12 protein-coding genes are annotated in these 12,655 nt (G+C 70.7%); 5 read left to right on the top strand and 7 right to left on the bottom strand.

Going from position 1 to position 12,655, the window contains the following annotated elements:
* The first annotated feature begins 2 nt into the window (after positions 1-2).
* Entirely contained in the window at positions 3-1,448 is a 1,446-nt protein-coding gene (locus BWI15_RS14490) for a hypothetical protein (protein ID WP_077014942.1), read from the top strand.
* 68 nt (positions 1,449-1,516) lie between these two features.
* A complete protein-coding gene (locus BWI15_RS14485) occupies positions 1,517-2,095 on the top strand; it encodes a TIGR03086 family metal-binding protein (protein WP_083750771.1) in 579 nt (192 codons plus the stop codon).
* Between the two features lie 35 nt (positions 2,096-2,130).
* On the opposite strand, the gene BWI15_RS14480 is transcribed toward BWI15_RS14485, so the two are convergent.
* From BWI15_RS14480 to groES, 7 genes are all read right to left on the bottom strand, one after another.
* Entirely contained in the window at positions 2,131-2,523 is a 393-nt protein-coding gene (locus BWI15_RS14480) for a hypothetical protein (protein ID WP_077014941.1), read from the bottom strand.
* A gap of 220 nt (positions 2,524-2,743) precedes the next feature.
* Positions 2,744-3,850 carry a GuaB3 family IMP dehydrogenase-related protein gene (locus tag BWI15_RS14475; RefSeq protein ID WP_077014940.1) on the bottom strand — a complete coding sequence of 369 codons (1,107 nt, stop codon included), beginning with the start codon at positions 3,848-3,850 and terminating at the stop codon, positions 2,744-2,746.
* A gap of 25 nt (positions 3,851-3,875) precedes the next feature.
* Complete coding sequence (guaB, locus tag BWI15_RS14470; RefSeq protein ID WP_077014939.1) at positions 3,876-5,390, bottom strand: IMP dehydrogenase; 1,515 nt, start codon at positions 5,388-5,390, stop codon at positions 3,876-3,878.
* Positions 5,391-5,622: 232 nt separating this feature from the next.
* Complete coding sequence (locus tag BWI15_RS14465) at positions 5,623-7,038, bottom strand: hypothetical protein (RefSeq protein ID WP_077014938.1); 1,416 nt, start codon at positions 7,036-7,038, stop codon at positions 5,623-5,625.
* Positions 7,031-7,651, bottom strand: a complete 621-nt coding sequence (gene shbA, locus BWI15_RS14460; protein WP_077014937.1) for an RNA polymerase sigma factor ShbA — start codon at positions 7,649-7,651, stop codon at positions 7,031-7,033. Before shbA ends, BWI15_RS14465 begins: the two co-directional genes overlap by 8 nt.
* A gap of 240 nt (positions 7,652-7,891) precedes the next feature.
* Entirely contained in the window at positions 7,892-9,511 is a 1,620-nt protein-coding gene (groL, locus tag BWI15_RS14455; RefSeq protein ID WP_077014936.1) for a chaperonin GroEL, read from the bottom strand.
* Positions 9,512-9,631: 120 nt separating this feature from the next.
* Positions 9,632-9,928, bottom strand: coding sequence for a co-chaperone GroES (gene groES / locus BWI15_RS14450; RefSeq protein ID WP_077014935.1), 297 nt, complete (start codon positions 9,926-9,928; stop codon positions 9,632-9,634).
* Between the two features lie 286 nt (positions 9,929-10,214).
* Between groES and BWI15_RS14445 the strand changes: the two genes are divergently transcribed.
* The 3 genes from BWI15_RS14445 (at position 10,215) to BWI15_RS14435 (ending at position 12,621) form a co-directional block, all read left to right on the top strand.
* A complete protein-coding gene (locus tag BWI15_RS14445) occupies positions 10,215-10,727 on the top strand; it encodes a peptidoglycan-binding domain-containing protein (protein ID WP_077014934.1) in 513 nt (170 codons plus the stop codon).
* Between the two features lie 93 nt (positions 10,728-10,820).
* Complete coding sequence (locus BWI15_RS14440) at positions 10,821-11,435, top strand: peptidoglycan-binding domain-containing protein (protein ID WP_077014933.1); 615 nt, start codon at positions 10,821-10,823, stop codon at positions 11,433-11,435.
* Positions 11,436-11,457: 22 nt separating this feature from the next.
* Positions 11,458-12,621 (top strand): class I SAM-dependent methyltransferase, encoded by a 1,164-nt coding sequence (locus BWI15_RS14435; protein WP_077014932.1) that lies wholly within the window; start codon positions 11,458-11,460, stop codon positions 12,619-12,621.
* Positions 12,622-12,655: the final 34 nt, after the last annotated feature.

Below are 12,655 nucleotides of genomic sequence, written 5' to 3'. Positions count from 1 at the left end.
AGATGGTGGACAGCGGGGGGCTTTGGACGCCTCCTGAGGACGAGCTCGGTGAGGCGCTGCAGACCGCCCAGGTGCTGATCGAGGAGGGCCGCGCCGACGAGGCCGGGCCCTACCAGCAACGGGTGATCGAGCTCGCCAAGGAGCGGGCGCTCGACCGGCCCGACCACTACGAGGCCAAGCACCTGATGGCCGCCACGCAGTACGAGCTGGCGGGCTCGCTGAACGCCTCCGGCCGGCACGAGGAAGCCCTCGTCGCGCTGCACGAGGCCCAGCTCGGCTACACCGAGCTCAGCGACGCCGGCGTCCTGGACGCCACCTCGTTCCTGGCCGACGTCCGGGCCCGGCGCGCGATGACCCAGGCCCACCGCGGCTGGGGCGCGACCGCCGTACTGGAGATGGACGGCGCGGTGATCGCGTACGGGCAGCTCGTCGGCGGTCCGGACAGCCTGCACCACCAGCCCGACTTCGCCCGCGTGCTGGCGATGAACGCGCTGATCCTGCGCCGGTACGGCGATCCCGACCTGGCGGTGGCCTCCGCCGACGCGGCCGTGCAGCTCTTCCTGCAGCTGGCCAATCAGATCAACGAGAGCGCCCAGTCGCTGTCCTACGCGCGCTACCTGTGCTCGGCCGCAGCGGTCTCGGCCGACATCCACGCGGCGGAGGGCCGGCTCGACCTGGCGCTGGAGGCGGACGAGATCGGCCTCAGTACGGCGGACACGCTGGCCGACTCCGAGTCGGCGACCGACCTGCGCACGCTGGTCGCGGCGCTCACCCGTAAGGGCCGGCACCTCAACCAGGTCGGCCGGGTCCTGGAGGGCGAGAACTGCCTGCGGACGGCGTTCGCCACCGACGAGGAAGCCGCCCAGCGGGTCGTCGACGAGCTCGACCGCGGCATTCCGCCGTCACTGACGACGGCGCTGGAGACGGCGGAGATCAAGCTCGGGCCGTTCGAGCAGTACTTCCGGTTGATGGCACTGAGCGAGCCGGCACCGGGCATGACGCTCGCGACCGTGTCCGGGCGGACCGATCCGGAGTCGGCGGTGGTGCGCGCCACCGAGCTGGCCGAGCTGGTCCGCCCGCTGCTGGCGCACGACGCGGAGACCGCGCTGACACTCGGTCTGGAGGCCCACTACCTGTTCGCGATCTCGTCGGAGCGGGAGTCGCAGCGGATGCGCTACGAGACGAGCACCTACGCGCCGATCTGGGCGCGGCTGCTGCTGGACATCTCGGAGGCGTACCACGCGGCCGGGCAGACCGAGATGGCGCTGGACCTGGCCGGCTGGAGTGCGGAGGTCGCGACCGCGCTGATCCCGTTCACCACGAGCAACGGCGAAGTCGCCGAACTGGCCGGCTCCTGCTACCGCCACCACGGCGACCTCCTGGCCGCCAAGGGCGACTTCCTGGCCTCGCAGCACGCCCACGAGGCGGCGGCTCAACTCCAGACCTGACCGGCTTCGCGCGAACCGTTGACCGGCCGCGGCACCGGGCGCACGCTGGCGCCAAGGGGGCGAGGGCCGTGGACGTCGTCGAGATGCATCGCCGGGCCGGTGCCGAGTTCGTGCGGCAAGTGGAAGCTGTCGGGCCAGATCAATGGAGCGCACCGACACCCTGCGCGGACTGGGACGTACGCGCCCTGGTCAACCACGTGGTCGGCGAAGAGCGCTGGGCGGTCCCGCTGCTGGCGGGGAGGACCATCGCGGACGTCGGCGACGCGCTCGACGGCGATCTGCTCGGCGACGATCCGGCCGCTGCCGCCGCGCAAGCCGCCATGGACGCCCAGGCGGCGACGGCCGATCCGGTCCCGACGGTCCACCTTTCGTACGGCGACGAGGACACCACCGAGTACCTTCGGCAACTGGTCGCCGATCAGTTGATCCACGGGTGGGACCTCGCGGTCGCCATCGGTTCGACACCCAGGATGGACCCCGAGGTGGTCGACGAGGTGGCTCGGTGGTTCGAGCAGCGGGAGGCGGCGTACCGGGACGGTGGGGCGATCGGGGCCCGGGTGCCGAGTGGGCCCGACCCAGTGCCTCGTCTGCTCGGCGCCTTCGGCCGGGACGTGTCGTGGACGCCGGGCGGCGCCGAGCCTTCCTGAACCGCGGCGGGCCGTTCTGAACCGCGCCGGGCGGATCAGTCCTGTTCGGGCCTGAGCGCTCCGACGAACAGGCCGGCTTCGGCTTCTGTCATGCCGGTCTCGCTGACCACCAGGGCGGTCGCCTGGTGCAGGTCACCCGCGGCTTTCAGCGCCCGCGTCCGCTCGGCCAGATTCGCCCCGGGGAGCCGGACGACCGGCGGCGTACCGGTGACCGGTGGGACGTAGCGCCCGAGGCGGATGTCGTCGACCAGTTCCTTGGCGTGCTTGAGCTCCGCGCCGGTCCGGTCCATCACGTACTTCACCGCGAAGACGGACTTACGCGTGGTGAGCAGAAAACGAACCTGATCGACGTCCCCGGAGGACAGTTGCGCCCGCGCAGCGGCGAGGGCGACGTTGTCGGCTTCGGTGCGGCGGCTGAACAGTCCCATGGACCAATCCTTCCAGAGCGGCCCGATCCCCGAGCGGGCCGCCACAGGTGTCCCACCTCACCCCCGGCGCGCCGCCGCGTCAGCCGGCAAGCACCTGCAGAATGTGCGGCCGGACCCGGGGTGCGAGCACCTCGCACCCCGCGGCCTCCAGCACTTTCGCCGGGCGGGAGTTACCGCCCCATGACCCGCGGCGACCGAGTCGCGGCATCAAGTACGGGCGTCACCCGACGACGACCTCGACCCGCTGGAACTCCTTGAGCTCCGTGTAGCCCGTGGTCGCCATCGCGCGCTTGAGGGCGCCGACCAAGTTCATCGTGCCGTCCGGGACCCAGGACGGGCCGAACAGGATCTGCTCCATCGTGCCGGTCACGCCGACCTCGACCCGCTCGCCGCGCGGCAGATCCGCGTGCCACGCCTCGGCGCCCCAGTGGAACCCGCCACCGGGCGCGTCGCTCGCGCGGGCCAGCGGGGAGCCGACCATCACGGCGTCGGCGCCGCACGCGATCGCCTTCGCCACGTCGCCGGACCGGCCGACCGAGCCGTCGGCGATGACGTGCACGTACCGGCCGCCGGACTCGTCCATGTAGTCGCGCCGGGCCGCGGCCACGTCGGCGACCGCGGAGGCCATCGGCACGGCGACGCCGAGCACCTTGCGCGTCGTGTGCGCCGCGCCACCACCGAAGCCGACCAGTACGCCGGCCGCGCCGGTCCGCATCAGGTGCAGCGCGGCCTGGTGGGTCGCACAGCCGCCGACGATGACCGGAACGTCGAGGTCGTAGATGAACTGCTTGAGGTTCAGCGGCTCGGCCTGGCCGGAGACGTGCTCGGCCGAGACCGTCGTACCGCGGATGACGAACAGGTCGACGCCCGCGTCCACCACGTGCTTGGCGAACTGCTTGGTCCGCTGCGGCGACAGCGCACCGGCCACCGTCACGCCGGAGTCGCGGATCTCCTGCACCCGCTGGGAGATCAGCTCGGGCTTGATCGGCGCCGAGTAGATCTCCTGCAGCCGGGTGGTCGCCTGCTCGCGGTCGAGCGTGACGATCTCCTCGAGCAGCGAGGTCGGGTCCTCGTACCGGGTCCACAACCCTTCGAGGTTCAGGACGCCGAGACCGCCGGCCTTGCCGATCGCGATCGCGGTGGCCGGCGACATCACCGAGTCCATCGGCGCGGCCAGGATCGGCAGCTCGAACCGGTACGCGTCGATCTGCCAGGCCACCGAGACCTCCTCGGGGTCCCGGGTCCGCCGCGACGGCACGATCGCGATGTCGTCGAACGCGTACGCCTGCCGGCCGCGCTTGGCCCGGCCGATCTCGATCTCGGTCATCTGGTTCCTCTTCTGGTGCAGGCGGTCAGCGGCCGGAGTAGTTCGGGGCTTCGACCGTCATCTGGATGTCGTGCGGGTGCGACTCCTGCAGGCCGGCCGAGGTGATCCGGACGAAGCGGCCCTTGTCCTGGAGTTCGGCCACGGTGCGCGAGCCGCAGTAGAACATGGACTGCCGCAGACCACCGATCAGCTGGTGCGCGACGGCCGACAGCGGGCCACGGTACGGCACCTGGCCCTCGACACCCTCGGCGATCAGCTTCTCGTCGCTGCCGACGTCGCTTTGGAAGTAGCGGTCCTTGGAGTAGGACTTGCGCAGCCCGCCGGCCGACGACATCGCGCCGAGCGAACCCATCCCGCGGTAGGCCTTGAACTGCTTGCCGTTGATGAAGACCAGGTCGCCCGGGGACTCCTCGCAGCCGGCCAGCAGGGAGCCGAGCATCACGGTGTCCGCGCCGGCGACGAGCGCCTTGGCGATGTCACCGGAGTACTGCAGGCCGCCGTCGCCGATCACCGGGACGCCGGCCGGCTTGCAGGCCAGCGACGCCTCGTAGATCGCGGTGACCTGCGGGACGCCGACGCCGGACACGACGCGCGTCGTACAGATCGAGCCCGGTCCGACGCCGACCTTGACACCGTCCGCGCCGGCCTCGACCAGCGCCTGGGCGCCCGCGCGGGTGCCGACGTTGCCGCCGACGACGTCCACGCCGCGGGTGGCCGGGTCGGCCTTGAGCTTGCGGATGATCTCCAGCTGGGCTTGGGAGTGGCCGTGCGCGGTGTCCACGACGAGCAGGTCGACGCCGGCCTCGACCAGCGTCATCGCGCGCTTGTACGCCTCGCCGTAGAAGCCGATCGCGCCGCCGACCCGCAGCCGGCCGCTCTCGTCCTTGGTGGACAGCGGGAACTGGTCGCGCTTGACGAAGTCCTTCAGCGTGATCAGGCCGGTCAGCTTGCCCTCGGCGTCGACCAGCGGCAGCTTCTCGACCTTGTGCTTGCTGAGCAGCGCCATCGCGTCGTCGGCGGAGATGCCCTGCTTGCCGGTGATCAGCGGCTGCTTGGTCATCACCTCGTGCACCGGGCGGTCGTGGCGCGTCTCGAACCGCATGTCGCGGTTGGTGACGATGCCTACCAGCACGCCGGCCTTGTCGACGACCGGCACACCGGAGATCCGGTACTGGCCGCACAGCGCGTCGGCCTCGCCGATGGTGGCGTCCGGGCCGATCGTGATCGGCTGCGCGATCATGCCGGACTCCGAGCGCTTGACCAGGTCGACCTGCTGGGCCTGGTCCTCGATCGAGAGGTTGCGGTGCAGCACGCCCAAGCCGCCCTGGCGCGCCATCGCGATCGCCATCCGGGCCTCGGTGACGGTGTCCATCGCGCTGGACAGCAGCGGGATGTTCACCTCGATGTTGCGGCTGACCCGGGATCTGGTGTCCGCCTCGGACGGGATCACGTCGGACTCGTTGGGCTGCAGCAGCACGTCGTCGAAAGTCAGACCGAGTACGGCGAACTTGTCGGGAACTCCGGAGGGTGTGATGTCCATGAGGAAGGAAGGCACCTTTGCACGGCGAGAACGGGACACCATGGTATGCCGGGCCGCGCGCGTGCCACGCATCGGTGTCCGGACCTGTGGATCGAGCGGGTTCCGGGGAGGAACCCGCGGCCCGTTCAGGTGAGCGCCACGAGCGACGCCCGAGCTTTCCCCGTACGCCGTACGCCGGGCCGCTGGGACCTGGGCCCGAGCCCGCCTCCTGGGAGACGGGCCGGGCGATCGGTCAGCGGCCGGTCGGGTGGTTCAGGACCCAGAGGATCTGGCGCAGCGTCACCGGCGACATCGAACCGTGGGCCCGCTCGAAGGCGGCGTGCTTGCCCTCGACGTACTGGCCGTTGGAGTGCTTGCCCTTGGGGTACTGCTGCTTGGCGTAGCCCAGCGCGAACTTGCCGTTGGAGTGCTTGGCCGCCGCCTCGAGCCGCTGGTTCACGTACTGCTCGAGCCGCTTCGGCTCCACCGGCGCGTCGGTCGTCGGCAGCGACGGCTTCGACTCGGCAGGCTCGGAGTCGCCAGCCGGCTTGTCCGCGGGCGTCGTGTCCGCGGGCTTGGTGTCGTCCGCCGGCTTCGAGTCGCCGGCCGGCTCCTCACCGGTCTGGTCGCCCGCGTCGCCGGTCGACGGGTCGGCCGGCTTCGTGTCGCCCGAGCCCGGCTCGGGCTCCTCGCCACCGGCACCGGTCTCGCCACCGGCGCCGCTCTCGCCGGTGTTGTCGCCCGGAACGGGCGTGGTGGTCGGATCCGGTGCCGGAGTCTCACCGCCGGTCTGGCCGTTGCCGCCGCCGTTCGGATCGGTCGGCTCAGGCGTCGGCGGCGGGTCGCTGGGCTCGGTGGTCGGCGGCGGGTCGCTCGGCGTGGCCGGCGGGACCGACGGCTCTTCCGTCGGCTCGGACGTCGGCGGGTCGCTCGGCTTGTCCGTCGGGTCGCCGGTCGGCTCCTCGACTCCGGTGGTCGGCTTGGCCTCCGGCTCGACGACCGCTTTGTCCTCGGTCGGCTCGGTCTTCGGCACCAGCGGGTCGCGCGTACCGACGATCGGCTTGTCGACGTCCGGCGGCTCGGGCCGGGCCAGCGGCGGCTTCGGCATCAAGGTGTCGAGACCCTGCAGGTCGACCGCGAGCGGGTCGGTCCAGCGCTGGTCCTCCTTGCGCTGCTCCTCCTTGCGCTGCTCCCGGATCTTGTCCTGGTAGTCCTTGGCGACCTGGACGATCTTCGACCTGTCGCCGACGGGCATGCCGTCGAGCTGTTCCTTCGGGAAGCTCGTCTCGGGCCGCAGGCCGTCGACCACCTTCTCGATCACCTTCTCGTACGGCGCCAGCGGGTCGCCGCTGACCGCGGCCGCAACCCCGGACACCGACAGCGCCGCGACGGCGGCCACGCCCACGGCCAGGCCACGGGCCGCCACCTTGCGGGTGAACGGGTCCGTCACCGGGTTCAGCGCCGCGCACCGCGCCAGGAAGCTCTCCGGATCGTCGATCGACTCCACCGGGAGCTCGCCCTCGACCTCGACCGCCAGGCGCAACTCCGCCAGCAGTTTCAGGGTCGGGTCGTGCTCGCCCGCCTCCCACGCGGACTCCCCACCGGCTGCGAGCAGGTCGAGCAGCGCGTCGTCGGCTTCGATCGCGTCTAAGTCAAAGCGCTCAGCCATGCCGCTCCTCCCCTGCTCCTCGCTCCAGCTTTGCCTCATGCCCCACAAACCCCCTGAGCGTGTTCAACGCTCGATGTTGTGCGACCCTCACCGCCCCCGGTGTCATCCCCAGTGCCCGGCCGGTCTCCTCGGCTGACATCCCCGCAACCACCCGGAGGCGCAGGATCTCCCGCAGCTTCTCCGGCAACTTCTCCAGCAGCCCCACGATGTGCTGGACCTCCGAGTGCCTGACCGCGTGCTCCTCCGGCGTCGGGGACTCGTCCGCCCCGTCCGGCAGGTCCGGCGTCGACACGTCGGCGACCGCGAACGCCCGCTGCGCGTCGGCGACCTTGCGGGCCGCGATGCCGTACACGAACGCCTCGAACGGCCGGCCCTCGTCGCGGTAGCGCCCGAGCGCCCCGAAGACCGCGACACAGACCTCCTGCGCGACGTCGTCGACCATGTCGGCGCCGCCCGGATAGGTCCACAGGCGGGAACGGACGTAACGGTGAGCGACCGCGCGCACCCTGGTCAGCAGGTCGTTGAGTGCCCCTGAGTCCCCGCCGCTGGCCAGCGCGGCCAGATCGCGGAGCTCGACCCGGTCCTGGGTGTGCGGCACGTGTACCTCGGTCACCCCTCGCCCCCTCGTGTCAGACCGGTCAGCCTGCAAGATGCTACGGCCCCGATGCGCCGCTGCCTAGTGGCAATTCGTGATCACTGAGCATTTTTCATTACAACCTGTCACTACTCCCGGGTACCGGCTTCCTTTGTCCTGACCAACGGGCCCAGCGGCAGGCGCGCGGTCCGGGAAAGGCAACTGCCCGGCGGGTCCGAGGACCTGCCGGGCAGTCGGTGGTGCTGAGGTGCTGAGGAATCAGTGACCGTGGCCGTGGCCGTGACCGGCGGCGGCGGGCTCTTCTTCCTCGGGCTTGTCGACGATCAGCGTCTCCGTGGTGAGGAGCAGGGCCGCGATCGAGCCGGCGTTGGCCAGCGCGGAACGGGTCACCTTGACCGGGTCGAGAACACCCTGGGCCAGCAGGTCGCCGTACTCACCGGTGGCGGCGTTGAAGCCGCTGCCGACCTCGAGCTCGGCCACCTTGGCGGTCACGACGTAACCCTCGTAGCCACCGTTCTCGGCGATCCACCGCAGCGGCTCGACGATCGACTTGCGGACGATCCGGACACCGGCGAGCTCGTCGCCCTCCAGGCCGAGGCCGTCCTCCAGCACCGACGCGGCGTGGACGAGAGCAGAACCGCCACCGGCGACGATGCCCTCCTCGATCGCCGCACGGGTCGCCGAGACGGCGTCCTCGATGCGGTGCTTCTTCTCCTTGAGCTCGACCTCGGTGGCCGCGCCGACCTTGATCACGCAGACGCCACCGGCCAGCTTGGCCAGCCGCTCCTGCAGCTTCTCGCGGTCCCAGTCGGAGTCGGTGCGCTCGATCTCGGCCTTGATCTGGTTGACCCGGGCCTCGATCTCGTCGGCCTTGCCGGCGCCCTCGACAACGGTGGTGTTGTCCTTGCTCACGACGATCCGCCGCGCGGTGCCGAGCACCTCGAGGCCGACCTGGTCGAGCTTGAGCCCGACCTCGGGAGCGATCACCTGCGCGCCGGTCAGCGCGGCCAGGTCCTCCAGCATCGCCTTGCGGCGGTCACCGAAGCCCGGCGCCTTGACGGCGACCGAGGTGAAGTTGCCGCGGATCTTGTTCACGACCAGCGTGGACAGGGCCTCGGCCTCGACGTCCTCGGCGATGATCAGCAGCGTCTTGCCCGACTGCACGACCTTCTCCAGCAGCGGCAGCAGGTCCGCGACGGCGGAGATCTTGCCCTGGTGGATCAGGATGTACGGGTCGTCCAGCACCGCTTCGCCGGCCTCGGCGTCGGTGATGAAGTACGGCGAGATGAAGCCCTTGTCGAACTGCATGCCCTCGGTGAACTCGAGCTCGGTACCGAAGGTGTTCGACTCCTCGACGGTGATCACACCGTCCTTGCCGACCTTGTCGAAGGCGTCCGCGATCAGGCCGCCGATCTCGGCGTCCCGGGCGGAGATCGTGGCGACGTGGGCCATGTCGCCCTTGTCGTCGACCGGGCGGGCGGTCTCGACCAGCCGGGCCGAGACGGCCTCGACGGCGGCCTCGATGCCCTTCTTCAGACCCATCGGGTTGACCCCGGCGGCGACGGCCCGCAGGCCCTCGTGCACCAGAGCCTGCGCCAGCACCGTGGCGGTCGTCGTACCGTCACCCGCGATGTCGTTGGTCTTGGTGGCAACCTCCTTGGCCAGCTGCGCACCGAGGTTCTCGAACGGGTCGTCCAGCTCGACCTCACGGGCGACGGTGACACCGTCGTTGGTGATGGTCGGGGCGCCCCACTTCTTGTCCAGCACGACGTAGCGGCCCTTGGGCCCCAGCGTCACCTTCACCGTGTTCGCGAGCTTGTCGACGCCGCGCTCCAGGGCGCGCCGCGCGTTCTCGTCGAACTCGAGGATCTTCGGCATGGAAAAACCAGTCCCTCTCTGAATTCTTGCGTTCAATGGCCCAGCCGGTCCTGGACCGACTCCGCCCCGGCGCCGGTGATCGGCACCGGGGCGGTGTCAGTCAGGAACTCTGAGCAGTCGTCACTTGCTGACGACGGCGAGGATGTCGCGGGCGCCCAGGATCAGGTAGTCCTGGCCGTCGTACTTGACCTCGGTGCCGCCGTACTTGGAGTAGATGACCTTGTCGCCGACGGCGACGTCCAGCGGGACGCGGTTACCGTTGTCGTCGATGCGGCCGGGACCGATCGCGAGGACCTCGCCCTCCTGCGGCTTCTCCTTGGCGGTGTCCGGGATCACCAGGCCGGACTTCGTGGTCTGCTCGGCTTCGAGCGGCGCAACGAGGACGCGGTCCTCGAGCGGCTTGATCGTGACCGACACTTGCTGACCTCCACGGTCGAGTTCTTGTGATTCACAGTGCGTCGAGACGGCCGTCCCGCCGCCTGCCGTCGCGGGGGTCAGGGGCCGGGGCCGCTGGCACCCTCGGGTGGAGAGTGCCAACACCGAATCTAGGCCGCGATTAGCACTCGGTCAACTCGAGTGCCAGAAAGTCCGCCCCCGGCGAACATCTCGAGCCGGGCACCGGCTCAACCTTCGTGGCGGGCCGCGTCATCTGGTAGCACACAGGTCGCCGGCCCACCGGTGGCCACTCGGGAGGGAACCCATCATGGCTGCTGTCCTCAAGTCCTGGCGCACCACCACCGTCCGCCGAGTCGCCGTCGCCGTGTCCGCCGCCGCGGTCGCCGCGGTGCCGCTGACCGCCGCCGTCACCAGCGCGTCGGCCGCCCCGCAGGCCCTGTGGCAGTGCGAGCAGGTCTACAACAAGACCGTCAACAGCGCCGGCTGGACCGTGCCGGCGCTGTCGCTGTGGGAGGAGAGCAGCACCAACTGCAACCTCAAGTACGGCGACCTGCCGTACCGCGACCCGAGCAACCCGTTCGGCAACCCGGCGTCGGCGATCAAGGCGCTGCAGACCAACCTCAACTACTGCTACGGCGCGAAGCTCACGGTCGACGGGCGGTACGGCAGCGCCACCCGCACCGCCGTCACGACGGTCCAGAAGCGGCACGGGATCACGGCGGACGGCGTCTACGGCCCGGCCACCCGGTCCGCGATGAACTGGCGGCTGTGGAACCCCCGGCTCGGCGTGTCCAGCGACCTCTGCTACAGCCCGCTGTGACCTGGTAGGCACTTTCCGCGACCAGACCCTGGGCGGAAGCGGCCTTGACGTGGGACCGTTGGGTCTGAGCGATCACCAGCACGAGGAGCTCAGATGAAACTCCGCTTCGCGTTCCCGAAACCGTCCAGGCCGTCGGGCAAGGCCCTGGTCACGATCGCCGCGCTGGTGATCAGCCCGATCGCCGTCGGAGCGGCTGCCGCCGGCGGCCACTCCGGCACGGACTCCGACCAGGCCAACGGCGCCGGAGCTCCGGCGGCCCGGACCGCACCGGAACCCGCGCCGGCCGAAGTGACCGGCGACGCCGGCGTACGGGCTGCCGCGGCGGCCGCGATGGAGCAATGCCGGAGCGCCCGGCTCGTGCCCGCGGGCAACGGGTGGGGCGTGCCGGCTCCTTCGGTCTGGGAGAGCAGCAGCACCCGCTGCAACCTCATGTACGGCGACGACCCGCAGCGCGGCAACGAGCGGTTCGGCGATCCGGACACCGCCATCCGCACACTCCAGCGCAACCTGAACTACTGCTACGGCTCGAAGCTCACAGTCGACGGCGTCTACGGCAGCAACACCCGTGCGGTCGTCAAGCAGGTGCAGCAGCGGCACAAACTCGCAGCTGACGGCATTTACGGCCCGCAGACCCGTTCGGCGATGAACTGGCGCCTCTACCACTCGGCCAAGCGGATCTGGAGCAGCGGCTGCTACAGCCCGCTGTGAGCGCTCAGCGCAGAATGAGCGCGTGACACCCGACTCGATCACCGCATTGCTCACCCCGCCGGGGTCCGCCGTGCTGACCGAAGCCTGCGCGGCCTACACCCCCGGCAGCGAGCTGCAGCTGGTCGAGAAGCTCCGCCGCCGGTACGACGCTGCGGTGGTGACCGCCGCGGTCACGCAGGCCTCGCTGCGGCACCGGGCCGTCGCCAAGTTCGGCGCGGACGACGCGGCGCGGATGTTCTTCACCCCGGACGGCCTGGAGCAGTCGACTCGCTCCGCTGTCGCCTCGCACCGCTCCACGCGGATCGCCGGCGCACTGCCCGGCACATCGGTGATCGACCTGGGCTGCGGGATCGGCGGCGACCTCATCAGCGCAGCGCGAGCCGGACTGCGCGTCACCGGCGTCGAACGCGACCCGGCGACGGCCGCCGCGGCTGCGGCCAACCTGTCAGCGCTGGACCTGCCGGGCGAGGTGCTGCTGGGCGACGCGGAGGAGCAGGACCTCACGCCGTACGAGGTGGTGTTCGCGGATCCGGCGCGACGGGCGGACGGCCGGCGGGTGTTCGACCACAACGCGTACTCCCCGCCCTGGTCGTTCATCACGTCGCTGCTGGAGGGCACAGCCTGCGTCAAGGTCGCGCCGGGCATCCCGCACGACGCCGTACCGGAGGGGGTCGAAGCGGAGTGGGTCAGCGACGCCGGTGAGGTCAAGGAGGCCGCTCTGTGGTCCGGCAAGCTGTACGGCGGTGCTGCCCGCCGCGCGACCCTGCTGCCGAGCGGAGCCACGATCGCCGATGCACCGGAGGCTGAAGTCGGTCCGGTCGGCCAGTACATCTACGAGCCGGACGGCGCGGTCGTGCGGGCCGGACTCGTCACGGCGGTCGCCGCCGAGGTCGACGGCTGGCTCCTGGACCCGCGGATCGCCTACGTCACCGGGCCGTTCCTGGTCGAGACCGCGCTGGCGTCGGCGTACGAGGTGATCGAGACGCTGCCGTACCGGGAGAAGACGCTGAAAGCGTGGGTCCGGACCAACGACATCGGCACGCTGGAGATCAAAAAGCGCGGTGTCGACGTGGACCCCGCGGTGCTGCGCAAGAAGCTGTCCCCCAAGGGCTCTCGGTCCGCCACGCTGATCGTCACCCGGATCGGCCGCGACGCCGTCGCGTACTCCTGCCGCCGGCCGGACTGACTTGCCAGTGCAGCGTATTCGAACATATACTCGA

Source organism: Kribbella sp. ALI-6-A, from assembly GCF_001984195.1.
In the GTDB taxonomy this organism is placed as follows: Bacteria; Actinomycetota; Actinomycetes; order Propionibacteriales; family Kribbellaceae; genus Kribbella.
The sequence above is the reverse complement of the archived record's forward strand: the minus strand, read 5'-3'. Positions and strand labels throughout refer to the sequence as shown.

What these genes read in the sequence shown, in the direction of transcription:
- BWI15_RS14465 (WP_077014938.1), bottom strand. Translation starts at nt 7,038, where the DNA reads ATGGCTGAGCGCTTTGACTTAGACGCGATCGAAGCCGACGACGCGCTG.
- BWI15_RS14440 (WP_077014933.1), top strand. Translation starts at nt 10,821, where the DNA reads ATGAAACTCCGCTTCGCGTTCCCGAAACCGTCCAGGCCGTCGGGCAAG.
- BWI15_RS14445 (WP_077014934.1), top strand. Translation starts at nt 10,215, where the DNA reads ATGGCTGCTGTCCTCAAGTCCTGGCGCACCACCACCGTCCGCCGAGTC.
- groL (WP_077014936.1), bottom strand. Translation starts at nt 9,511, where the DNA reads ATGCCGAAGATCCTCGAGTTCGACGAGAACGCGCGGCGCGCCCTGGAG.
- BWI15_RS14490 (WP_077014942.1), top strand. Translation starts at nt 3, where the DNA reads ATGGTGGACAGCGGGGGGCTTTGGACGCCTCCTGAGGACGAGCTCGGT.
- BWI15_RS14475 (WP_077014940.1), bottom strand. Translation starts at nt 3,850, where the DNA reads ATGACCGAGATCGAGATCGGCCGGGCCAAGCGCGGCCGGCAGGCGTAC.
- BWI15_RS14480 (WP_077014941.1), bottom strand. Translation starts at nt 2,523, where the DNA reads ATGGGACTGTTCAGCCGCCGCACCGAAGCCGACAACGTCGCCCTCGCC.
- guaB (WP_077014939.1), bottom strand. Translation starts at nt 5,390, where the DNA reads ATGGACATCACACCCTCCGGAGTTCCCGACAAGTTCGCCGTACTCGGT.